Raw genomic sequence first — 22389 nt, 5'->3', positions numbered from 1 at the left:
TGAGGTGTCTCACCTGTTCGGATGAGTGAGCGAGAAAACTGGAGTTCGAAGGCCGCGTCACAGATACGCGCAGATGCCGTGTCCGCCTGGCCCCCTTGCCAGAGCGTCCGTCTCGACCAACCCGCCCGAGAAGCAGCGGAATTGATTCCGCCCGCTCCTCGCGACCCCCGTGCGACTTGCTACCAACGAGTAGGACGATAGCAAGACTTGCCGCTCCGACCGATGTAACCCCGAGTACAAAACGCGGAATTGCGCGGTCCGCAGACCGAACACCGTTCCCGGACCGCCGAATTGGCTGGTGTACGCCGGGACGGAAGTGAATATGTGTGTCGCGTCACCCACGTCGAACAATGTCCCGCTCATCGACAACACGGGAATGCGGCCGATGCGGCTGATCCGTCACGCCCCCCGCCACGCCGCCCGCCGTCGCACCCCCGGGCACACACTCGCGGTCGAGGAAGGGGCGGGGCAGGCACGAGCGCGACCGACCGCGGGCAAAGGTGAGGCGGACCGCGCGATGCGCGGTCCGCCGAATACCCTCGCCGTCGAGGAACTACTGGCTGACGTTGATGGCCTGACCGGCCCCCGAGTCCGCCACCGACCACGAGGAGTGGTCGTTGAGCGCGGCCGACTCGTTGTGCGCGGAGATGTTGGCGACGTGCTTGGTGACGTTCACCGTCTTGCCGATGCTGAACTTCAGCCGCCCCAGAGCCTCACGGCCAGGCAGCAGCTCCGCCGACTCGGCGTCCAGTTCACGAGGATCCATCATGATCAATTCCCCCTAAGGAATCGGTGCCCTGTACTCGCCGGACCCGGCCAGGTTCCCCCCGGGCCGTGCCCAACTTCGTCGGACGAACTGTCCAACGAGATTGGACACTAGAGGACGCGAAGCCCGCGCCGCAAGGGATTCAGGGGTGACCAGGGGGCCGAATGAGAGTTCGAATAGACCAGCCTCGCCCACGACACGCCAGCCCGGCCCCACCGCTCCGACGTCCACCGTCACCGTTCTCACCCGTTCGCGAATACCCCGCGAACGGTCTTGCCGCAGCTCACGCGCCCCCTTACCGTGAGTTTGTGCCGAAAATAAACAAAACCCGGACGCGCAACGTCGCGCCCGACAACGGCAAGGATCTGACCCGCCTCCGTATCGCCCTGACCGCCTTCTTCGCCCTCGACGGGTTCGTCTTCGCCGGCTGGGTCGTGCGCATCCCCGCCATCAAGGAGCAGACCGGCGCCTCCGCGAGCACACTCGGGCTCGCGCTGCTCGGAGTCTCGGCCGGCGCGGTGATCACGATGACACTCACCGGGAGGCTGTGCCGACGCTTCGGCAACCATCCGGTGACCGTCGTCTGCGCCGTCATCCTCTCGCTGAGCGTGGCGCTGCCGCCGCTCACCCACTCCCCGGTGGCCCTGGGCGCCGTGCTCCTGGTGTTCGGCTCCGCCTACGGCGGGATCAACGTCGCGTTCAACAGTGCCGCCGTCGATCTGGTGGCCGCGCTGCGACGGCCGATCATGCCCAGCTTCCACGCGGCGTTCAGTCTGGGCGGGATGATCGGCGCGGGTCTCGGCGGACTGGTCGCGGGATCGCTCTCCCCCACCCGTCATCTGCTGGGACTGACCTGCGTCGGCCTGCTGGTGACCGCCGTCGCGGGACGCGTCCTGCTGCGTGAGGAGGCTCCGGCCGCTCCGGACCGCCCCCACCACGACGCCACTCCGGCGGCACCGGACCGCCCCCACCGAGGCGGGGACCGGGTACCCCGCCGCGTGGGCTCCCGTACCCGGGTGCTGGTCCTCGTCTTCGGCGTGATCGCCCTGTGCACGGCGTACGGCGAGGGAGCCCTGGCCGACTGGGGGGCGCTGCATCTCGAACAGGACCTCGAAGCCCACCCAGGTGTTGCGGCCGCCGGCTACTCCTGCTTCGCGCTCACCATGACGATCGGCCGGCTCAGCGGGACGGCGCTGCTGGAGCGGCTCGGACGGACCAGGATCCTGGTGGTGGGCGGTGCGACGGCCGCCGCCGGCATGCTGCTCGGGTCGCTCGCCCCTTCCGCGTGGGCCGCTCTCCTCGGATTCGCCGTCACGGGGCTCGGCCTCGCCAACATCTTCCCCGTGGCCATCGAGCGTGCCGGTGCCCTGGCCGGGCCCGGCGGAGTCGCCGCCGCGTCCACGCTCGGTTACGGCGGCATGCTCCTCGGACCGCCCGCCATCGGGTTCATGGCGGACTGGTTCTCCCTGCCCACGGCACTCACCAGTGTGGCCGCGCTGGCCGCCGTGGCCGCCGTCATCGGCTTCACCACCCGACGGGTCGCGGTGGCCTGAGCGGACCATGTTCGCCCTCACCCGAGACGGGCTCTCACCCCGGAGGATCACATCGGCCCAGGCGTCGCCGGTGGACATCTGGGCGGGCAGTTTGGCCGTGTGGGGGGCTTGCCGAGCAGTTGCATCGGTGGTTCTCCTCGCGCGGATACGGGCCCGGGCCCGGGATGGGGCGGAGTCCCCACTCCATGACCGACGCCCCCGGGTTCATCCGCAACGGACGCCTGGACATCCTGGCCGTCGACATCCTCGGCCGCGCCCTGTACGCCCCGCTGTTCGACACCGCCGTGGAGCCCCTCAGCATCGCCCGCTTCCAGTTCCTCCACCCCTGCGGCGCGGACTTCTCCACGGACCGGGGCATCTCCGTCGGCACCGACGGCCTCAGCCTCCTCGCCGCCTGCGCCGTCACCGAACGAACACCGCGAACGGCCCGCCGGACACCCGCCTGAGCCGGTTCTCGACGCGCGGTTCGTCCGGCAGACTCACCGCATGGACGTTGCGGAATTCGTGGAAACCCTCGACACGGAGGGCCGCTCGCTGGTGGCGGCGGCCGAGGAGGCGGGACCGGACGCCGAGGTGGCGACCTGCCCGGGCTGGCAGGTGCGGGATCTCGTGCGGCACACGGGCATGGTGCACCGCTGGGCGAGGACGTTCGTCACCGAGGGGCACACCGCGTACCTGCAGGACGGCGGTCTGCCCGCACTCGACGGCGCCGAACTCCTCGCCTGGTTCCGCGACGGCCACCGCCGGCTCGTCGACAGCCTCGCCTCCGCGCCGCGGGACGTGGAGTGCTGGAGCTTCCTGCCCGCCCCCTCGCCGCTCGCCTTCTGGGCTCGGCGCCAGGCACACGAGACGACCGTGCACCGGGTCGACGCGCAGTCCGCCCTCGGCGTGACGCCGGGCACCGTCGCCCCTGACCTCGCGGTGGACGGGATCGACGAGTTGCTGCGCGGCTTCCACGGACGGGCGCGGAGCAAGGTGCGCGCCCAGGAGCCCCGTGTACTGCGCGTGCGGGCGACGGACGCCGACGCGGTGTGGACCGTACGGCTGTCGCCCGAGCCGCCGGTGAGCGAGCGGGGCCCGGGCGCGGACCGGGACGGCGGCGCCGCGGTCGACGTCGACTGCGAGGTGTCCGGTCCCGCCGCGGGGCTCTACCTGGCGCTGTGGAACCGGCTGCCGTTTCCGACGGTGACGGGCGACGCCTCACTCGCCACGCTGTGGCGGGAGACGTCCGAAGTCACCTGGAGCTGAACGGGGCGGCGGCGTCGCGGGCGGTCGGATCGCCCGGGAGCATCCGCGCGAGCACCGCGCGCTGCAGTGGCAGCACCTCACGGTGCAGGTCGATCCCTCGGGGCGTGAGCGACACCCGCACCCCGCGCCGGTCCTCCGAGCACATGCCGCGCGTCACCAGGCCGTCCTTCTCCAACCGGGCCACCAGACGGGAGAGCGCGCTCTGGCTCAGATGCACGCGGTCGGAGATCTCCTGGACGCGGTAGGAGCAGCCGCCGTCCGTCCCGGCGTCCCCGGCCAGCACGTCGAGCACCTCGAAGTCGCTTGCGCCCAGGCCGTGTCGGTGCAGCACACGGTCCACCTCGCACAGGGTGCGCGCGTGCACCGCGAGTATGTCGCGCCACTGATCCACGAGCACCTGCTCGGCCTTCTCCGCCGCCATGGGCGCACCGTAGCAAAGAATCCATTTTGTTGCATCAGAATTAAATGCATTTGCATTGGATGCATACGCATGTAGTCTCTCCGGCATGACCTCCCCGCTCACCGCACCCGCGTCCCTGGGACGCTGGACCCCCCGCCTGTGGGGCACCCTGCTGGTGCTCTGCGCCGCGATGTTCCTGGACGCACTGGACGTGTCGATGGTGGGCGTCGCCCTGCCCTCCATCGGCTCCGAACTCGATCTCTCCACCTCGACGCTGCAATGGATCGTCAGCGGCTACATCCTGGGATACGGCGGGCTGCTCCTGCTCGGCGGACGCACCGCCGACCTGCTGGGCCGCCGTCAGGTCTTCCTCGTGGCCCTAGGGGTCTTCGCGCTCGCCTCGCTGCTCGGCGGACTCGTCGACTCGGGCCCGCTGCTGATCGCCAGCCGCTTCATCAAGGGCCTCAGCGCGGCGTTCACCGCGCCGGCGGGCCTGTCGATCATCACGACGACCTTCCCCGAGGGCCCGCTGCGCAACCGCGCCCTGTCGATCTACACCACCTGCGCCGCCACCGGCTTCTCGATGGGCCTCGTCCTGTCCGGCCTGCTCACCGAGGCCAGTTGGCGCCTGACGATGCTGCTGCCCGCGCCCATCGCGCTCCTCGCGCTCCTCGTCGGCATGAACCTCCTGCCGCGCAGCGAACGCGAGAAGGACCACAACGGCTACGACATCCCCGGTGCCGTTCTCGGCACGGCATCGATGCTGCTGCTCGTGTTCACCGTGGTCGAGGCTCCGCAAGCCGGATGGGGCTCCGTCCGCACGCTGCTGTCCTTCCTCGCGGTCGCCGTCCTGCTCACGGTCTTCGTCCGGGTCGAGCGGCGTTCGCCCGGACCCCTGATCCGGCTCGGGGTGCTGCGTTCCGGCGGCCAGATCCGGGCCCAGCTCGGCGCGATGGCGTTCTTCGGCTCGTACGTCGGGTTCCAGTTCCTGGTGACCCTCTACATGCAGTCGCTCCTCGGATGGTCGGCGCTGCACACCGCGCTCGCCTTCCTGCCCGCAGGCGCGCTGGTCGCGCTCTCCTCGACCAAGGTCGGCGCCGTCGTGGACCGTTTCGGCACGCCGCGGCTGATCGCGGCGGGCTTCGCGCTGATGGTGGTGGGCTATGCGCTGTTCCTGCGCGTCAGCCTCGACCCGGTCTACGCGTCGGTGATCCTGCCGACGATGCTGCTGATCGGCGCGGCCTGCGCGCTGGTCTTCCCGTCGCTCAACATCCAGGCCACCAACGGCGTCGACGACCACGAGCAGGGCATGGTCTCGGGCCTGCTCAACACCTCCGTCCAGGTGGGTGGCGCCATCTTCCTCGCGGTCGTGACGGCGGTCGTGACCGCGAACTCCTCCGGGGACTCCTCTCCACAGGCCGTCCTCGACAGCTACCGGTCCGGCCTGCTCGTGGTCACGGGAATCGCCCTGGCGGGGCTGCTGATCACCCTGCCCGGCCTGCGGACGCGGCGCCCGCGGGGGTCGGTCGTGGTCGCCGGCTCCACCCGGGAGACGTCACAGGAGACGTCACAGGAACGAGTCCCGGCCCACGACTGACCGGACCGCGACCGGCCGGACCACTCAGGATTCGCTCCGACCACTCCGGCCGGTCCGGCCGGTCCGGCCACCCGGACACACAGGCCGCTCCAGCCACTTGGAGCACCCGGGGCACTCGGGCCGACGGTCACCGCGGCCCCACCTGGCCGACGTGGGGCGGGCCGACCCGCTCGCCTCGCTCCCCACCGATCGCCCGGATCCATCCCGTTTCGTCCTCAACTCGACGCGCCCGGCCGGACATTCCTTGCCCGCCGGGCGCGTCGCACGGACACTTGCCGGATGAGACCGACACGTACGCAGGACCAACGGGACGCGATCACCGTGGAGATCGGGTACGCGCTGCTCAGCGCGGCGTTCACGGCGGCGCTCGCGCTCGGGGCAGTGTCCGGCCCCGCGCTGCTCTTCCATCTCCCCCTAGTCGTCGAGAAGTTCCTCATCACCTCGGGGATAATGCTGGCCGTGGCACTCTTCGCCGTACGTGTGGTCACGGTGCTGGTCCGCTTCGGCCGCGCGGCCGGCGCTCAGCCCAGCCACCCCGGCCGGACCAACCCCGACTCGTAGGCCATCACGACCAGTTGGGCCCGGTCGCGCGCTCCGAGCTTCACCATCGTCCGGCTGACATGGGTCTTCGCGGTGAGCGGGCTGACGACGAGTCGCCTCGCGATCTCGTCGTTGGACAGACCGATTCCGACCAGCGCCATCACCTCCCGCTCCCGCTCGGTGAGCCGGGCGAGGAGACCTGCCGCCGCCGGTTCCTTGGACCGGGCCGCGAACTCGGAGATGAGCCGCCGCGTCACCCCCGGCGACAACAGCGCGTCGCCCTCGACCACCGCCCTTACCGCGCGCAGGAGTTCGTCCGGCTCGGTGTCCTTGACCAGGAATCCGGAGGCCCCGGAGCGGATCGCCTCGAAGACGTACTCGTCCAGCTCGAAGGTGGTGAGCATGACCACCTTGACGTCCTTCAGATCCGGGTCACCGGTGACACCCCGGGTCGCGGCCAGCCCGTCGAGCACCGGCATGCGGATGTCCATCAGAACGACGTCGGGCCGCAGTGCGCGCACCTTGCGCAGCGCCTCGTCGCCGTCGGCCGCCTCACCGGCCACCTCCAGGTCCGCCTGTGCGTCGAGCAGTGCCTTGAAGCCCGCCCTGACCAGCGACTGGTCGTCGGCGAGCAGTACGCGGATCACCGGATCTCCTTGGCTCGAAGGGGCAGTACCGCCAGCACCCGGAAGCCACCGTCCTCGCGCGGGCCCGCCTCGATCGTGCCACCGAGGACGGCGGCCCGCTCCCGCATGCCGGCCAGCCCGTGCCCGCTGCCGCCCGCGTCGGCGCCGGTCCCGGGTCCGTCGTCGTCGACGCGCAGCCGCAGCGCGTCCCCCGACGACTCGAGCCGCACGCGCGCGTTCCGCGATCCCGAGTGCCGTACGACATTGGTGAGGGCCTCCTGGACGATCCGGAACGCGGCGAGGTCGATGCCCGGTGGAAGCTTCGGGAGTGTGCCCCGCACCTCGACGGCCAGGCCCGCGGCCGCCGCCTGCTCGACCAGTTCGGGGAGCCGGTCGAGTCCCGGTGCCGGAGCCCTCGGCGCGTCTCCGGGGGCGCGCAGGGTGGCGAGTACCTGACGGACCTCGCCGAGCGCCTCCTTGCTCGCCTCCTTGATGGTGGTGAGCGCCGAACGCGCCTGTTCCGGGTCGGAGTCGAGAAGCGCCAGGCCGACGCCCGCCTGGACATTGATCACCGAGATGCTGTGTGCCAGGACGTCGTGCAGTTCCCGGGCGATCCGCAGGCGCTCCTCGTCGGCACGCCGCGCCGCGGCCCGCGCGCGCTCGGCGCGATCGCGGGCCCACTGCTCACGGCGTACGCGGACCAGTTCCGAGACGGCCACGATCGCCACGCCCCAGGTGGCGACGCCGATCTCCCGGGTCCAGGAGGCCGCCCGGTCCCCGGCCGGCGGCAGCCAGTGGTAGAGCCAGTGCGCCATGAGCAGATGGCCGAGCCAGAGCATGCCGATCGCCGCCCAGGCGGCTCGGCGGTGTCCCGCCACGACCGCGCCGAAGCAGCCGACGGCGGCCGTGACGAAGACCGGCCCGTACGGGTATCCGGCGCCCAGGTAGACCAGGGTCACCGCGGCCGTGCCGAACGCGACGAGCACCGGGCGCCGCTGCCGCCACAGCAGCAGACCGCAGCCCACGAGCAGCAGCCCCCGGGCGAAGGGGTCGAGCGCCACGCGGTCTCCCCCCTGGGCGTGCGCGGCGAACTGCGAGCCGAGGAGCACGAGGACGGTCACCAGCACAGTGGAGCGCCAGGGCAGGCGGCCGGCCCGCCCCGCGGCGTTCCCGGGATCCGCACCCGTCCACCCCGGCGGCCCGGCCCACCGCGGGGGACCGTGTCGCCACCACGGCGGTCCACCGCCCCACGCCGGGGACCTGGGGCTTCGCTGCTCTTCCATGACGGCCACGCTAGACGGCACGGACCGCCGGCGGCGTCAGCCGGACGAGGTGATCACACGTACTCCCCGGGGAGTAGCGACACCCGCCGCACACCCCGAAGAGCGATACCCGCCGCACACCCCGGGACGCGCCCCCCACCGCCCGGGTCCCGTCGCGAGCGCCCAGGTCCCGTCCCGTCGCGGCGCCGGGCCCTCTCGGTGCGGAACCTCCCTCAGGAACCGGGCCGGCCGCCACTCGCGCCCGCTTCCCCCGGGGGCTCCGGGTACACCAGTCCCACGCCGTGGGCGAGCCGCTCCGCCGCGTGCCGGAAGAACTCCTCCCGGTCCTCGACGACCCTGTTGAACTGTCCGAAAAGCTCGAAGCCGATCAGGCCGTAGAGCTGCGCCCAGGCGGCCACGAGCGCCACGACGGCCTCGGACGGGAGGTCGGGTGCGAGATCGGCGCCCATCCGCCGCGCCTCCGCCCGCAGACCCGCGGGCAGCGGGGTGCGCGCCACGCCCTTGCCCCGGTGCGCGTCGCGGACGATCCCGATCAGGAGCAGCCCCACGCGGGACGCGGCCGGGACGGTGGTCTGCGGCGCGCTGTATCCGGGCACGGGCGAACCGTAGATGAGCGCGTACTCGTGCGGGTGCTCCAACGCCCAGCGGCGCGCGGCCACACAGACCGCGATCCAGCGCTCGCGCGGGCCGCGGGTCCCCACCTCGGTGTGCGCCGCCTCCGCGCTCTCGCCGAGGGAGTCGTAGGCGTCGATGATGAGCGCCGTCAACAGGTCGTCGCGGCTCGGGAAATAGCGGTAGAGCGCGGAGGAGGCCATACCGAGCTCGCGGGCGACGGCGCGCAGCGAGAGCTTGGCCGCCCCCTCCGCGGCGAGCTGTCTGCGTGCCTCGTCCTTGATGGCCGCGGTGACCTCGATCCTGGCTCGGGCGCGTACTCCTCGTGCGGTCGTCATGGGAGGCAGTCTGCCACGTTTCCAGAGCACTGCACACAAACAAGAGCGCCCGACGCAAATGAGAGCAGTGCTCTTGCTTTGGATCACCGCTCTCGTGCAGACTGCTCTCAAGCGAGAGCAGTGCTCACAAAAGCGAGCGACGCTCTCCCATCCGATGGGGGTCTCCATGTCCACGCACGTCCAGAAGCCGGGCTGGTTCACCGTCAACGTCTTCAACCGCGCCGTGGCCTGGATGACCCGTCGCGGCCTCAGCGTCTGGGGATCCCGGGTCCTCGCCGTCCGAGGCCGCAAGAGTGGCCAGTGGCGCACGACCCCGGTCAACCTGCTCACCGTGGAGGGCCGGCACTACCTCGTGGCGGCGCGAGGCCACGTCCAGTGGACGCACAACATGCGGGCCGCCGGCGGTGGCGAGCTGCGCCTCGGCAAGCAGGTCGACACGTTCACGGCGGCCGAGGTCACCGACGACGACAAGGTCGCGCTGCTGCGCGCCTACCTCAAGCGCTGGAAGGCCGAGGTCGGCGTCTTCTTCAAGGGTGTCGGTCCCGACTCCTCCGACGAGGAACTGCGCCGCATCGCTCCCGACCACCCGGTCTTCCGGGTCGTGATCGAGAACTGACCCCAGCCACCCGGGAACCGGCCGGTCCCCGCACCACCCGCCGAAGGGCCCGGCGTGCGGACCCGACGCGAGGGCCAGGCGTGCGGACCTGGCGCGAGGGCCAGGCGTGCGGATCTGGCGCGAGGTCCAGGCCACCGAAGGACCGCCGGTCGGCCGGTCCACTCCCACCGGACCTTCGGCGCGGCGTGTCCGGATCACCGGCCCGGCACACCCCGAACCCGGCACGGCCCGATCATCGACCCGACGCACCCGAACCCCGACACGACCCGCCCCGGTCACCGGCCCGCGCCCACGGACCACGGCCCGGCGCACCCGGACCAACCACCAGCCGGCGCCTCCGAATCACCGACCCGGGGTACTCGGCCCACCGACCCGACGCGCCCCGATCATCGGCCCGGCATGCCCCGGGTATCGACCCGGCACACCCGGGCCCCCGGCCCTCCGTGCCGGGGCCCATCCCGCCCTGCCCGGCCCCCGGTCCCACGCCCGCCATCCATGGATGCGGCGCCGCGCTACGTCACGTGCCGTTCGCGCGGGAGCGCTCCGCGGCCGGTTCAGGTGAGCCGTGACGCGCCTGGACCACCGGCCGGTTCACTTGTCGAGTGCGGTGAGGGCACGTCCGGCCAGCGGGTGGGAGCGGACGAGTTCGCCGAGCGTGGTCGAGCCGCGCGTGATCCGGGCGAACGCGTTCCAGGCGGGCCGGATGCCCGTCAGGACCGCGTGCAGCGTGCCCGGCCGCCGCTCGAACGCGGCCAGCATGCGCTTGCCGACGCTCATCTCGACCCCGAGTCCGGCCTTGATGGCGAAGGCGTAGTTGAGCGCCTGGCGGCGGGCGTCCACCGCGTCGTGCGCCTCGGCGATCCGGACCGCCCACTCCCCCGCCAGCCGCCCGGAGCGCAGCGCGAAGGAGATGCCCTCGCGCGTCCACGGCTCCAGGAGTCCCGCCGCGTCCCCGCACACCAGCACGCGCCCGCGCGACAGCGGCGAGTCGTCGGCACGGCAGCGCGTCAGGTGACCCGAGGAGATGCTCGGCTCGAAGCCGGCGAGCCCGAGCCGGGCGATGAAGTCCTCCAAGTACCGCTTGGTGGCCGCGCCTTCGCCGCGGGCGGAGATCACACCGACGGTGAGGGTGTCGCCCTTGGGGAACACCCAGCCGTAACTGCCCGGCATGGGACCCCAGTCGATCAGGACCCGCCCCTGCCAGTCCTCGGCGACGGTCTCCGGCACCGGGATCTCCGCCTCGAGGCCGAGGTCGACCTGGTCGACCTTCACGCCGACGTGCGCCCCTATGCGGCTCGCGCTGCCGTCCGCGCCGACCACCGCCCGCGCCAGCACCGTCTCGCCGCCCTGCAGCACGACGGCGACGGTGCGCCGGTCCGGCACGGCCGACCCGTGCTGCTCGACCCGCGAGACCGTGACGCCCGTACGCAGCTCGGCGCCCGCCTTCTGCGCGTGCTCGACGAGCTGCTGGTCGAACTCGGGCCGGTTGATCAGCCCGAACAGCATCTGCTTGGAGCGCCGGGTGCGGGTGAACTTGCCGTCCAGCGTGAACGTGACCGCGTGCACCCGGTCCCGCAGCGGCAGCTCGAAGCCGGGTGGCAGCGCGTCACGGGATGGTCCGATGATTCCGCCGCCGCACGTTTTGTAGCGCGGCAGGTCCGCCTTCTCCAGCAACAGGACGCTGCGTCCCGCGACCGCTGCCGCATAGGCGGCCGAGGCGCCCGCGGGCCCCGCGCCGACCACGACGACGTCCCACACCATCTGTCCGTCGTCCGCCGAAGAGTTCTCGCTGCTCACGATGGTCTACTGCTCCCAGTCCAGCCGTCTGCCGCACCTGTCCCCCGCATCCTACGGCGGGCGTCGCCGCAGGCCACTGTGGGAGGATCGGCAGCGCATGCGCCCCGCACACCAGTGCGTGCGTGCGCGCCACCCGCACACCTGTACACAGAAGTACAACGTCGCACCCACAAGGAGCGTGCCCATGTCGTCGAATCCGGTCGCCGAGACCGTCGCCTCGCTGATGCCCGCGGCAAAGGCGGACCTCACCGAACTGGTGGCCTTCAAATCGGTGGCGGACTTCGGCCAGTTTCCACGCGTCGAGAGTGAGGGCGCGGCCAACTGGATCGCCGACGCCCTGCGCGCCGAGGGCTTCCAGGACGTGGCGCTGCTCGACACCCCGGACGGGACGCAGTCGGTGTACGGCTTCCTGCCCGGGCCCGAGGGCGCGCGGACGGTCCTGCTGTACGCGCACTACGACGTGCAGCCGCCGCTGGACGAAGCGGCCTGGACCACGCCCCCCTTCGAGCTGACGGAGCGGGACGGACGCTGGTACGGGCGCGGGACCGCCGACTGCAAGGGCGGCCTGGTCATGCACCTCCTCGCGCTGCGCGCGCTGAAGGCGAACGGTGGCGTTCCGGTGAGCGTCAAGGTCATCGTCGAGGGTTCGGAGGAACAGGGCACGGGCGGTCTCGAGCGGTACGCCGAGGAGCACCCCGACCTGCTGACGGCGGACACCATCGTCATCGGCGACGTCGGCAACTTCCGGCTCGGTCTGCCCACGGTCACCTCGACGCTGCGCGGGATGACCCTCGTACGTGTCCGGGTCGACACCCTGGAAGGCAACCTCCACTCGGGCCAGTTCGGCGGCGCGGCGCCGGACGCGCTCGGCGCGCTGATCCGCGTCCTGGACTCGCTGCGGGCGAAGGACGGTTCGACGACGGTCGACGGACTGACCGGTGACGCGCGGTGGGAGGGGCTGCAGTACGACGAGGAGGCGTTCCGCCAGGACGCCAAGGTGCTCGACGGGGTGGAGCTGATCGGCTCCGGTTCGGTCGCCGACCGCATCTGGGCCCGTCCGGCGGTCACGGTCCTCGGCATCGACTGCCCGCCGGTCGTCGGCGCCACTCCGTCCGTGCAGGCGGGCGCCCGCGCGCTGGTCAGCCTCCGGGTGCCGCCGGGCACGGACGCGGTCGAGGCGACCAAGCTGCTGCAGGCCCACCTGGAGGCGCACACGCCGTGGGGCGCGCGGGTGAGCACCGAGCAGATCGGCCAGGGCCAGCCCTTCCGCGCCGACACCTCAAGCCCGGCGTACACGGCGATGGCCGAGGCGATGGCGGTCGCGTACCCGGGTGAGGAGATGCAGTCGGCGGGCCAGGGCGGCTCCATCCCGCTGTGCAACACGCTGGCCTCGCTCTACCCGAGCGCGGAGATCCTCCTCATCGGTCTGAGCGAACCGGAGGCGCAGATCCACGCGGTGAACGAGAGCGTCTCGCCGGACGAGTTGGAGCGTCTGTCGGTCACGGAGGCGCTGTTCCTGCAGAAGTACGCGGCGAGCTGACCCCTCCCGGGAGGAGACCCGCGCCTCGCGGCGAGGCGCGGTCGTCCTCCACCACGCTCCCGGCGACAGCGCGGCACCACGTGCGGTGCGCGGGTCCGGCGCGTTCGCCGCACACGGCCGCGGGAGCCCGTACCTCTGGCTGGCGGATCGTCAACCCGGGAACCGCATCCGGACCCGGGCGGCTCAGCCGACCGGGACACCGGCCTCCAGATACAGTGCGGCGCCGCGTTCCCGCGCCCGCAGGGCCCACCGCAGCCGCTCGTAGCGCACGGGGGGCAACAGGTCGGCCGCCTCCTGTTCGGTGACGAAGCGCCAGGCACGCAACTCCGGTCCCGGCAGCAGCAGTCGGCCGGCCTCTTCGGAGCCGAGCAGGCCGCCGTCGTAGAGGAGGCGCAGCCCGCCGTAACCGGGCGGTGCGGGCGGTTCCCAGTCGACGACGAGCAGGCCGGGTACGTCGTCGAGCCGTATGCCGGTCTCCTCGGCGACCTCGCGCATGCCCGCACGGGCGGGGGCCTCACCGGACTCGACGACACCGCCGGGAAACTCCCAGCCGGCCTTGTAGGTCGGGTCGACGAGCAGCACCCTGTCCTGCTCGTCGAAGAGGAGTACGCCCGCGGCGACGGTCTCGGAGGTGGGTTCGGGGGTCTGCACGATGTCACAGGCGGGCACATCGTTGGTGCGAACCGCCTCGGCGATGCGCACCGCGGTGTCGTACGGAGTCAGGGCACTGGTGTCGACGGGGTGGGCGTCGGCGGTGAGCCAGGAGGCGAGCGCCGTGCGGTAGGGCTCGATGTGGTCGTAGCACCACTGGCGCATCCGTATCCGGCCGTCCGGCAGGTCCTCGGGTATCTCCCGGGCTGCGATGCGCTCGCGCAGGATCGTTTCCGCCGGGACGAGGAGGACATGGCGCACCTCGATCCGGCGCGAGGCGAGGCCGCCGAAGATCTCGTCGCGGTACTCCTGACGCAGTAGGGTCATGGGAACCACGAGGACGCCGCCCAGCTCCGCGAGCATGGCTGCCGCGGTGTCGACCACCAGGCGCCGCCAGATCGGCAGGTCCTGGAAGTCACCGACCTCGGCGAGGTGTTTGGGCGGCAGCAGCTTCGTGAGTCCGCCGCCGATGACCTCGGGGTCGAAGAGCGTGCTGTTCGGGATCAGGTCGATCAGTTCCCGTGCGGTGGTGGTCTTCCCCGCACCGAACGCACCGTTGATCCAGACGATCACGGTTCCCCCTCTTCTGTTGGCCCCCTGTGGCTTGCCCGCTCCACCCTGCCACGGAAACCAGCCCCTGATGGGGGAGCCGAACGGCGCGGCGCCGATGCCCGTCGTGGGGGGCACCGGCGCCGCGCGCGGGTCGCTTCGGCTCAGCGGTTCCGGTCCGGCGCGGAGTCGTCCATGGCGAGGCTTTCGCTGCCGAGCGTGTGGTCGACGGAGCTGAGCGTGTCGTCGACGTGCAGGTCACCGAGGGCGCTGCTGTCGAGGGCGTGGGACGGGGTGATCGCCGCGACGACGAACCCGGTGGCGAGGGAGGCGATGGCCAGCATGCTGCGCTTCTTCATGCCCGGTTCAACTCCGAAAACCGCCGACGGGTCACGGTCCGGTGACGACAAGTCACGGCTCGGTCACACGCACCCCGCCCTTTGCTTACCGTCATGTTCGCGCCACTGACGTCATCCCACTCGAAACAGCCCACGGAGGGAGGACATGACCGATCCGTAACCCGACGTGTGCCTTTTCGTATGCTGTTCCGTGCATTCCGTCCGCACCAGTACCACTTGGGGGAATACGTGCGCACCCGGATCATCAGTGTCGTCCTGCTCACGGTCGGGGTCGGCTGTGTCGCCGCCTGTCAGCCGGCGGACGGCGGCAGGGCCACGGGCAGTTCGGCCCCCAGCGCGTCGGCCTCGACACCGAAGGACGACAAGCCGACCGCGGCCGAACGGAGAACGGTGCCCGACTTCGTCGGCATGGGCCTGCAGTCCGCCCAGGACGAGGCACAGAAGCAGGGCTTCCGCTCGCTGAAGTCGCACGACTCGCTCGGCCGGGGCCGTCACCAGATCCTCGACCGGGACTGGAAGGTGTGCACGCAGAACGTGCGCGCGGGCACGACGACGACCACCGACACCACCCTGGACCTCGGTTCCGTGAAGCTCGCCGAGACATGCCCGTCGAAGGATGTGACAGCCCCTTCCACGGCGGGCGGGAAGATCCCGGACTTCGCGGGAAAGTCGGTGAAGGCCGCGCGGGCCGCACTCGGCTCGGGAACGTCGTTCACGGTCAAGGACGCTTCCGGCGCGAAGCGTTGGATCCTGATCGAGAGCAACTGGAAGGTGTGCACCCAGTCCCCGGCCGCCGGTGCCGCACTCCGCGGCCAACCGGTGGAACTCACGGCGGTCAAGTTCGACGAGCCCTGCTAGCGACCACCTCGCCGGGCGGCGCGGTGCCGCCCGGCGGAGCACGGTGCGGTGCGGGGCGGTGCGGTGCGGGGCGGCGCGGTTCAGGGCGGTGTGGTTCAGGGCGGTGTGGTTCAGGACTGTGCAGGGCAGCGCGAGGCAGAACGGGATATGCGGCGGGCGACGTTCACCTCACAGTTGAACACGTTCAAATTCTCTGTCACGATACCCCTCGCCGCCCTTGGGGTGCCCGACGAGAGGACCACGGTCATGACGAGTTCGCTTCTCACGCCCCGAGGCCGTACCCGCCGGCGCTCCAGCGGCGGGAGGGCGGTGGCGGGGAGCACGGACCCGACGAGGATCCTCGACTGGCGGCATCCGCGAGTCACCGCGCTGCTCGGGCGCGTCGCCGCGCCGGAGGACCCGGCGGGCACCTCGGATCCCGCCCACCGGACGGCGGCCCTGCGCCAGGCCCACCGGCGGATCGTCGCGGAGGTGCGGCCGGTGTACTCGGTGCGGGACGAACGGCCCGTCTCGGAGGTGCTTCGCCTCGGGCGCGGGTCGTGCAGCCAGCGGCTGGCCGTACTGGAGGCCGTCGCACGGGCGTCCGGGGTGGCCACGCGGGTGCGCGGGCTGCTGGTGGACGGGGCCTTCTGGTATCCGCGCTTTCCCCGGCTGCACCGGATCGTCCCGGACCAGGTTCTGCTCGCGTGGCCGGAATTCCGCCTTGAAGACCTGTCGCCGGCCGACCGGCCCACCCCGCCCTGGCTGACGGTCTCGGAACTCTTCGGCGGCCTGGATGAGTTGAGCGAAGGGCACGGCGGCGGCTTCACCAACACCGGCGCGGAGACGCTCTTCGAGGCGTTGTCCAGGACGGCGATCGACTGGGACGGCGCGACGGTCTGCCCCGCCGACAGTGTCGCCTGCGACCTCTCGGCCCATGTCCTGGCGGATCTCGGCCACTTCGGCTCGCGTGACGAACTCTTCGCCCGGCACGGCCAGACCCTCTGCGCGATGGCGCGACTGCTGGCGGAGCCCGTCCTGGGCCGGCGCTCGGCGGGTGTCTAGTGCCGTGACTCAGAAGGTTCACCGGGTTGGGGCAGGCCAGTCGGCGGGAAGCGTATAGCGCCAGCCCGGGCGCCACGCAGGTGGGGCTTCGAGCAGGTCGTCCAGTGATGCTCCGGCGAGCAGACAGTCCAGAGCCCATCGGTTGGCCGAGTGGGCGATCAGCAGGATCCGGCAGCCGTCCCAGTCAGTGGCCAGGTCATGGAGGAATGCGTCGGTGGCCGCCAGGACCTGGCGGTAGCTCTGTCCGCCTGGGAAGGGCTCGTCGATCCGGCGGGCCCGTTGGGCGGCGATGAGGACGGCGGATGTTCCGTTGAGGTCGCCGTAGTTGCACTCGCGTAGTCGGATGTCCTGATGGATCGCGGGCTTGCCGCCGGGGAACGCGATCCGGGCGGTTTCCACGGCGCGGTGAAGGTCGGAGGTGAACACCGCCGCGAGCGCGTCGCCGCGTCGGCGCTCGCCCAGTTCCCCGGCCTGGCGGCGGCCCAGTTCCGAGAGCCGGCCCGGGAGCCAGCCGGTAGCGATGCCCGCCTGGTTGTCGGTGGTGGTGGCGTGAGTCTCGTAGATGATCTCTACTGCCATCGGAGGCTCTCTTCTCGGTGGGGCAGGCCGCTTCGGCGAGTGGGCGGCCTCCCCAGCGGATGCCCTTCTCGCTTCGGATACAGGCCCGCTCGCGGCGCTGGACTGCCGGCACGTCGGGGTGACGGGCATTCATCTTGCACCTCGCACGTCACCGCACATCCGACCGCGCCGACCCCCAACCCGGCGAACCAATGTGGTCAGAGCGCCGACGGGCACCCCGGAAGGTTCACCGGCCTGGCTCGACGTCGCCCGACGCCACGCAGGGGATTCCGCGGGACCTCCGATGTCCTGCCGCGCCCTCTGCCCGGGCAACGCCCGCCGGCCGGTGACCGCGCCACAGGTCCCCTCCGGACGCCATTCAACACAACCGAACGCAGGGCTCAGAGCTCATCCCTCATCTCCGCAGGGGGTCGCAGGTTCTGACGGGATATCGGACAGCTTTCGCTCTCCTCTTCCAACAGAGTCAGACACGTCCTACCGTAAACGCGCACAGTTGTCGCGGACATGCAGACGTCTGTCTTTCGCGAGTTCGGAGGAACGTAACGATGCGTCACCTTCACACCCGCACCACCCGCAGCAGATTGGTCGGAGCGCTCGTCGCTGGACTGTTGTGTACGACCGGCCTCGCCGCACCGGCCCTGGCCACCCCCGCCACGGACGTGGCCGTCCCGGCCCTGGCCGACGGTCTCGCCCTCACCCCGCCGATGGGCTTCAACAACTGGAACTCCACGCACTGCCGGGCGGAGTTCAACGAGAGCATGGTCAAGGGGATCGCCGACCTCTTCGTCGAGAAGGGTCTCAAGGACGCCGGGTACCAGTACGTCAACCTGGACGACTGCTGGGCGCTGCCCTCCCGGGACGCGGACGGCAAACTGGTCGCCGACCCGGCCCGGTTCCCCGACGGGATCAAGGCGGTCGCCGACTACGTGCACGCCAAGGGGCTCAAGCTCGGTGTCTACACCAGCGCCGGTACGAAGACGTGCGACAGCGTGGGCTTCCCCGGCGCCCTGGGCCACGAGTACAGCGACGCCCGGCAGTTCGCGGACTGGGGCGTCGACTACCTCAAGTACGACAACTGCAACAACCAGGGCGTGGACGCCAAGTCGCGCTACACGACCATGCGGGACGCCCTTCAGGCCGCCTCCCGGGAAACCGGACGCCCCATCGTCTACAGCATCTGCGAGTGGGGCGAGAACAAGCCCTGGCAGTGGGCGTCGGACGTCGGACACCTGTGGCGCACGACCGGGGACATCAGCGACAACTGGGGCTCGATGCTGTCGATCCTCAAGCAGAACCTGCCCCTTGCGCCGTACGCCGGTCCCGGGCACTGGAACGACCCGGACATGCTGGAGGTCGGCAACGGCGGGATGACCGACACCGAGTACCGCTCGCACTTCTCCCTCTGGTCGGTCATGGCCGCACCCCTGCTCATCGGCTCCGACCTGCGCAAGGCGACCCCCGCGACCTTCGACATCCTCGCCAACAAGGAAGTCGTGGCGGTCGACCAGGACCCGCTCGGCAAGCAGGGCACCGTGCTCTCCTCCGAGGGCGGACGCTGGGTGGTCGCCAAGGAGATGAAGGACGGCAGCCGGGCGGTGGCTCTCTTCAACGAGACCGGCGGCGCGCAGCGCGTCGCCACCACCGCGGCGGCCGTGGGACTGCCGGCGGCTCCCGGCTACACCCTGCGCGATCTGTGGCAGCACCGGAGCTACAACACCGCGGGCGCCATCTCCGCGACCGTCCCCGCGCACGGCACGGTGCTCGTCCGCGTCTCGGCCGGACACGGCTGGGCCCAGCAACCGCCCGCCGTCGAACTCGGCCTGGACGGGAACCCGTTGGTGGAGGCGGGTGGGCCCGCGACCCTGACGACGTCGGTGACCGACCTCGGCCGCACGACGGCGCGACGCGTCGCCGTGACGCTCAGCGGTCCCGCCGGCTGGACGGTCAGGGCCGCTTCACGGACCACCGCGCCGGCCGTGCCGACCGGCCGTTCGCTGCGCACGAAGTGGCGGCTCACCGCGCCCGAGGGCACCGCCACCGGATCGTACGACCTGACCCTGCGGGCGACGTACCGCTCGCCTCGCGGCGTGCTCGTCGAGAGCGTGCTGCCCGTGACGGCCTCCGTGGTCGTGCCTCCTCCCCCGGGCACCTCGTCCCTCGGGGACCTGCCGTGGATGTCGGCGGCCAACGGGTACGGGCCCGTCGAGCGCAATACAAGCAACGGCGAGAGCGCGGCGGGCGACGGTCATCCGATCACCCTCGGCGGTGTCGTCCACGCTGAAGGCCTCGGTGTGCACGCGGCGAGCGCCGTCGAGTACTACACCGGCAAGAAGTGCGAGACCGTCACCGCGGACGTCGGGGTCGACGACGAGAAGGGCGACAGGGGAACCGTCGCCTTCGAGATCTGGGCGGACGGCGCCGAGGTCGCCTCGACCGGGGTGCTCACCAACACGATGCCCGCGCAGCCCGTGTCGGCCGATGTGAGGGGCGCCGAGGTGGTCCGCCTGGTCGTCACGGACGGCGGCGACGGGATCGACTCGGACCACGCCGACTGGGCCGACGCGCGGCTGAGCTGCTGAGCGACCCGCCCCGGACGGCAGAAGGGCCGGTCGGCCTCCCAGTCGGCCGAGCGGGTGGGCGGCTCTCTCGGACGGGCGAGCCGCCCACCGCCCTCCCGACGGACGTGACCGGCACACCGGCCGACCCGGCCGACCGATCGAAAACCCGAAAGCCCACGCCCCACGGCGGCGACCGGAATCCCGACCAGCCACTCCGGTCGCTCTGGTCGCTCCGGTGGCCCCGGTCACCCCAGTCGCTCCGACCACGCCGGCCGCGGTCACCCCACCCGGCCACCCCGCCCGCGACCCTCAGCCGCCGACCCGCGCGACCGTCTCGTTCGACTGCCGACTGAGCGCGGCCGCCGCCGCGCCGACCAGACCGGCGTCCGTGCCCATCAGCGCGGGTGCCACGGTCAGCCGCCGTACGAAGGACAGCGTCGCGTAGTCGCCCAGCGCCTTGCGCAGCGGGTCGAGGAGCACGTCGCCCGCCTTGCCCACGCCGCCGCCGATGACGGCGATGTCGATCTCGACGAGGGTCGCGGTGGCCGCGATGCCCGCCGCGAGCGCCCTGGCGGCCCGTTCGAAGGACGCCACCGCCACCGGATCGCCCGCGCGGGCGGCGTCGGCGACCGCGGCGGCCGAGGTGTCGCCGTCGGCTCCGGGCACCCAGCCGCCCTCCAGGGCGCGCCGAGCGATGTTCGGACCGCTCGCGATGCGCTCCACGCAGCCCCGGGAGCCGCACGGGCACAGGTCGCCGTCGAGGTCCACGCTGATGTGCCCGATGTGGCCCGCGTTGCCGGTGGGGCCCGCGTGCAGCTGACCGTTCAGAACCAGCCCGCCGCCGACGCCCGTCGACACCACCATGCACAGCGCGTTGTCGTGACCGCGGGCGGCGCCCTGCCAGTGCTCGGCCGCGGTGATGGCGACGCCGTCGCCGATCAGCTCGACGGGCAGACCGCCCGTGGCCTCGCGGACCCGCTCGACCAGCGGGTAGTCACGCCAGCCCGGCACGTTCACGGGGCTCACGGTGCCCGCCGAGGCGTCCACCGGGCCCGCGCTGCCGATACCGACGGCCCCGGCCCTGCTCCACAGCGGAGAACGAGTCAGCTCGCCGACCACGGCCTCCACGGCCCCCATGACGGTGTCGCCGTCCTCCTGCGCGGGCGTCGCGCGCTGCGCGCGCAGCAGGATCCGGCCACGGCCGTCCACGAGCGCTCCGGCGATCTTGGTGCCGCCGATGTCGAGCGCGGCCACGAGGTCGGTGTGCATCAGTGTCAGTTCTCCTGGTGAACCTTGCGAAACAGGGCAGACCGGTCTCGCGGTGGGGGGCGCAGGCCGGAGAATGCGGTGAACAGTGTCTCCCGCATCTGACAACGTTGTCCAGGCTCTATGCTCGACGCCACATCCTCATACATCCCCATGGACCGTCGCATCACCATGGACGACAGTAATGGTCGCATCACCGTGGACGACAGGACAGGACAGCGCATCGTGGCAGAGACCGCCCGCCGACCCGAGAACCGTTACGGCAACCGCCCGACCATGAAGGACGTGGCGGCGCGTGCCGGCGTGGGTCTCAAGACGGTCTCACGCGTGGTCAACGGTGAGCCGGGCGTGACCCCGGACACCGAGCGCCGGGTGCAGGAGGCCATCGACGCGCTGGGCTTCCGGCGCAACGACAGCGCGCGGGTCCTGCGCAAGGGCCGCACCGCGAGCATCGGCCTCGTCCTGGAGGACCTCGCGGACCCGTTCTACGGCCCGCTCAGCCGCGCGGTGGAGGAGGTGGCCCGTGCGCATGGCGCGCTGCTCATCAACGGCTCCAGCGCCGAGGACCCGGAACGCGAGCAGGAGCTGGTCCTCGCCCTGTGCGCGCGCCGGGTGGACGGGCTGGTCGTCATTCCGGCCGGTGACGACCACCGCTACCTCGAACCCGAGATCAAGGCGGGTGTGGCGACGGTGTTCGTGGACCGGCCGGCGGGACAGATCGACGCCGACGTGGTCCTCTCGGACAGTTTCGGCGGGGCCCGGGACGGGGTGACCCATCTGATCGACCACGGTCACCGCCGGATCGGCTTCATCGGCGACATGCCCCGCATCCACACCGCCGCAGAGCGGCTGCGCGGCTACCGCGCGGCCATGGAGGACGCGGGGATAGCGGTCGAGCCCGCCTGGATGTCCCTGGGCGTCACGGACCCGCTGCGCGTCCGTGACGCGGCGGAGGAGATGCTCTCGGGAGACTCCCCGGTCACCGCGATCTTCGCGGGCAACAACCGTGTGACGGTCACGGTGGTCCGGGTCCTCGCCGAGCACGGACGTCCCGTGGCTCTCGTCGGCTTCGACGACATCGAACTCGCCGACCTCCTCCAGCCGGGGGTCACCGTCGTCGCCCAGGACGCCGCCGCCCTCGGCCGCACCGCCGCCGATCGCCTCTTCCGCCAGCTCGACGGCAGCCTCCTCACCCCGGAACGCATCGAGCTGCCGACCCGTCTGATCACCCGTGGCTCGGGGGAACTGCCGCCCTCGCCCTGAGTGGTGACGTTCCGGACCCGCGCGACCGCGAAACCCCGTTCTCGCCGCGGCGCCTCCCGTGCGGCCCCCGGGTCACCCCGGTCGTGCCCCGGGGAGTCCGGACTCCCGCACGGTGACCGGCCGTTGCCGCTGCCACGCCCGACGTACGGGGATCAACTGCCGGTCCCGGCGGTCCGGTTCCACATCCGCCCCGCCCGACTCCGGTGCGGGACGGGCCGGTACGGGTGGGCGGCACGGTCTCGGCGGTGAAGGCACGCCTCTGGAATCCCGTGGCCGGAATCCCGTGGTCGGGGGCCCGACGCGGGTGAGCCGGGGCGGGGACGTGTCGTCGTCGCCCGTCCAAGCG

21 protein-coding genes and 1 pseudogene are annotated in these 22389 nt (G+C 71.7%); 11 read left to right on the top strand and 11 right to left on the bottom strand.

What is annotated here, in order from left to right; all coding sequences use genetic code 11:
- Nucleotides 1–553: 553 nt before the first annotated feature.
- Complete coding sequence (locus tag GFH48_RS35560; protein ID WP_194280770.1) at nt 554–769, bottom strand: hypothetical protein; 216 nt, start codon at nt 767–769, stop codon at nt 554–556.
- Between the two features lie 305 nt (nt 770–1074).
- Here GFH48_RS35560 and GFH48_RS35555 point away from each other — a divergent pair, with 305 nt between their 5' ends.
- The 3 genes from GFH48_RS35555 (at nt 1075) to GFH48_RS35545 (ending at nt 3567) form a co-directional block, all read left to right on the top strand.
- A complete protein-coding gene (locus GFH48_RS35555; protein ID WP_153292171.1) occupies nt 1075–2319 on the top strand; it encodes an MFS transporter in 1245 nt (414 codons plus the stop codon).
- A gap of 185 nt (nt 2320–2504) precedes the next feature.
- Nucleotides 2505–2765 carry an MmyB family transcriptional regulator gene (locus GFH48_RS39960; RefSeq protein ID WP_322747013.1) on the top strand — a complete coding sequence of 87 codons (261 nt, stop codon included), beginning with the start codon at nt 2505–2507 and terminating at the stop codon, nt 2763–2765.
- Nucleotides 2766–2805: 40 nt separating this feature from the next.
- Nucleotides 2806–3567, top strand: coding sequence for a maleylpyruvate isomerase family mycothiol-dependent enzyme (locus GFH48_RS35545; RefSeq protein ID WP_153292170.1), 762 nt, complete (start codon nt 2806–2808; stop codon nt 3565–3567).
- Here the strand turns inward: GFH48_RS35545 and GFH48_RS35540 are convergent.
- Nucleotides 3554–3988, bottom strand: a complete 435-nt coding sequence (locus GFH48_RS35540) for a MarR family winged helix-turn-helix transcriptional regulator (protein WP_153292169.1) — start codon at nt 3986–3988, stop codon at nt 3554–3556. The two genes, GFH48_RS35545 and GFH48_RS35540, sit on opposite strands and share 14 nt — an antisense overlap.
- Before the next feature lie 85 nt (nt 3989–4073).
- Between GFH48_RS35540 and GFH48_RS35535 the strand changes: the two genes are divergently transcribed.
- Together GFH48_RS35535 and GFH48_RS35530 are read left to right on the top strand one after the other, a co-directional pair.
- Complete coding sequence (locus tag GFH48_RS35535) at nt 4074–5564, top strand: MFS transporter (RefSeq protein ID WP_153292168.1); 1491 nt, start codon at nt 4074–4076, stop codon at nt 5562–5564.
- 279 nt (nt 5565–5843) lie between these two features.
- On the top strand, nt 5844–6125 hold the full coding sequence (locus GFH48_RS35530; protein WP_153292167.1) for a DUF6332 family protein: 282 nt from the start codon (nt 5844–5846) through the stop codon (nt 6123–6125).
- On the opposite strand, the gene GFH48_RS35525 is transcribed toward GFH48_RS35530, so the two are convergent.
- From GFH48_RS35525 to GFH48_RS35515, 3 genes are all read right to left on the bottom strand, one after another.
- A complete protein-coding gene (locus GFH48_RS35525) occupies nt 6086–6751 on the bottom strand; it encodes a response regulator transcription factor (RefSeq protein ID WP_153292166.1) in 666 nt (221 codons plus the stop codon). The genes GFH48_RS35530 and GFH48_RS35525 overlap by 40 nt on opposite strands.
- On the bottom strand, nt 6748–8013 hold the full coding sequence (locus GFH48_RS35520) for a sensor histidine kinase (RefSeq protein ID WP_153292165.1): 1266 nt from the start codon (nt 8011–8013) through the stop codon (nt 6748–6750). The genes GFH48_RS35525 and GFH48_RS35520 overlap by 4 nt, the downstream gene beginning before the upstream one ends.
- Before the next feature lie 212 nt (nt 8014–8225).
- Nucleotides 8226–8963, bottom strand: a complete 738-nt coding sequence (locus tag GFH48_RS35515) for a TetR/AcrR family transcriptional regulator (RefSeq protein ID WP_153292164.1) — start codon at nt 8961–8963, stop codon at nt 8226–8228.
- Nucleotides 8964–9129: 166 nt separating this feature from the next.
- Between GFH48_RS35515 and GFH48_RS35510 the strand changes: the two genes are divergently transcribed.
- Nucleotides 9130–9579, top strand: a complete 450-nt coding sequence (locus GFH48_RS35510; RefSeq protein WP_153292163.1) for a nitroreductase family deazaflavin-dependent oxidoreductase — start codon at nt 9130–9132, stop codon at nt 9577–9579.
- Between the two features lie 591 nt (nt 9580–10170).
- Here GFH48_RS35510 and GFH48_RS35505 read toward each other — a convergent pair.
- Nucleotides 10171–11376: a geranylgeranyl reductase family protein gene (locus GFH48_RS35505; protein ID WP_153292162.1), complete on the bottom strand. Its 1206-nt coding sequence runs from the start codon at nt 11374–11376 to the stop codon at nt 10171–10173.
- Between the two features lie 184 nt (nt 11377–11560).
- On the opposite strand from GFH48_RS35505, the gene GFH48_RS35500 reads away from it, so the two are divergent.
- The gene (locus GFH48_RS35500; protein ID WP_153292161.1) at nt 11561–12916 is read left to right on the top strand and encodes a dipeptidase; all 1356 of its coding nucleotides are present in this window, start codon (nt 11561–11563) and stop codon (nt 12914–12916) included.
- Nucleotides 12917–13099: 183 nt separating this feature from the next.
- On the opposite strand, the gene GFH48_RS35495 is transcribed toward GFH48_RS35500, so the two are convergent.
- Both GFH48_RS35495 and GFH48_RS35490 read right to left on the bottom strand, forming a co-directional pair.
- Nucleotides 13100–14140, bottom strand: coding sequence for an NUDIX hydrolase (locus tag GFH48_RS35495; RefSeq protein WP_153292160.1), 1041 nt, complete (start codon nt 14138–14140; stop codon nt 13100–13102).
- 140 nt (nt 14141–14280) lie between these two features.
- Complete coding sequence (locus GFH48_RS35490; protein ID WP_153292159.1) at nt 14281–14475, bottom strand: hypothetical protein; 195 nt, start codon at nt 14473–14475, stop codon at nt 14281–14283.
- A gap of 180 nt (nt 14476–14655) precedes the next feature.
- Here GFH48_RS35490 and GFH48_RS35485 point away from each other — a divergent pair, with 180 nt between their 5' ends.
- Together GFH48_RS35485 and GFH48_RS35480 are read left to right on the top strand one after the other, a co-directional pair.
- Nucleotides 14656–15333 (top strand): PASTA domain-containing protein, encoded by a 678-nt coding sequence (locus GFH48_RS35485; RefSeq protein WP_228121114.1) that lies wholly within the window; start codon nt 14656–14658, stop codon nt 15331–15333.
- 246 nt (nt 15334–15579) lie between these two features.
- Nucleotides 15580–16377 (top strand): transglutaminase domain-containing protein, encoded by a 798-nt coding sequence (locus tag GFH48_RS35480; protein WP_153292158.1) that lies wholly within the window; start codon nt 15580–15582, stop codon nt 16375–16377.
- Between the two features lie 18 nt (nt 16378–16395).
- On the opposite strand, the gene GFH48_RS35475 is transcribed toward GFH48_RS35480, so the two are convergent.
- The gene (locus GFH48_RS35475; RefSeq protein ID WP_153292157.1) at nt 16396–16956 is read right to left on the bottom strand and encodes a histidine phosphatase family protein; all 561 of its coding nucleotides are present in this window, start codon (nt 16954–16956) and stop codon (nt 16396–16398) included.
- Between the two features lie 43 nt (nt 16957–16999).
- Nucleotides 17000–17086 (bottom strand): annotated as a pseudogene (locus tag GFH48_RS40215) (integrase); the annotation flags it as partial.
- Nucleotides 17087–17501: 415 nt separating this feature from the next.
- Between GFH48_RS40215 and GFH48_RS35470 the strand changes: the two are divergent.
- Entirely contained in the window at nt 17502–19535 is a 2034-nt protein-coding gene (locus GFH48_RS35470; RefSeq protein WP_194280769.1) for an NPCBM/NEW2 domain-containing protein, read from the top strand.
- 288 nt (nt 19536–19823) lie between these two features.
- Here the strand turns inward: GFH48_RS35470 and GFH48_RS35465 are convergent, their stop codons facing one another.
- Nucleotides 19824–20783, bottom strand: a complete 960-nt coding sequence (locus GFH48_RS35465; RefSeq protein ID WP_153292155.1) for an ROK family protein — start codon at nt 20781–20783, stop codon at nt 19824–19826.
- Between the two features lie 168 nt (nt 20784–20951).
- On the opposite strand from GFH48_RS35465, the gene GFH48_RS35460 reads away from it, so the two are divergent.
- Complete coding sequence (locus GFH48_RS35460) at nt 20952–22043, top strand: LacI family DNA-binding transcriptional regulator (protein WP_228121113.1); 1092 nt, start codon at nt 20952–20954, stop codon at nt 22041–22043.
- Nucleotides 22044–22389 lie beyond the last annotated feature (346 nt).

This window comes from Streptomyces fagopyri (genome assembly GCF_009498275.1).
Classification (GTDB): Bacteria; Actinomycetota; Actinomycetes; order Streptomycetales; family Streptomycetaceae; genus Streptomyces; species Streptomyces fagopyri.
This window is presented reverse-complemented; position numbering and strand designations above follow the sequence as displayed.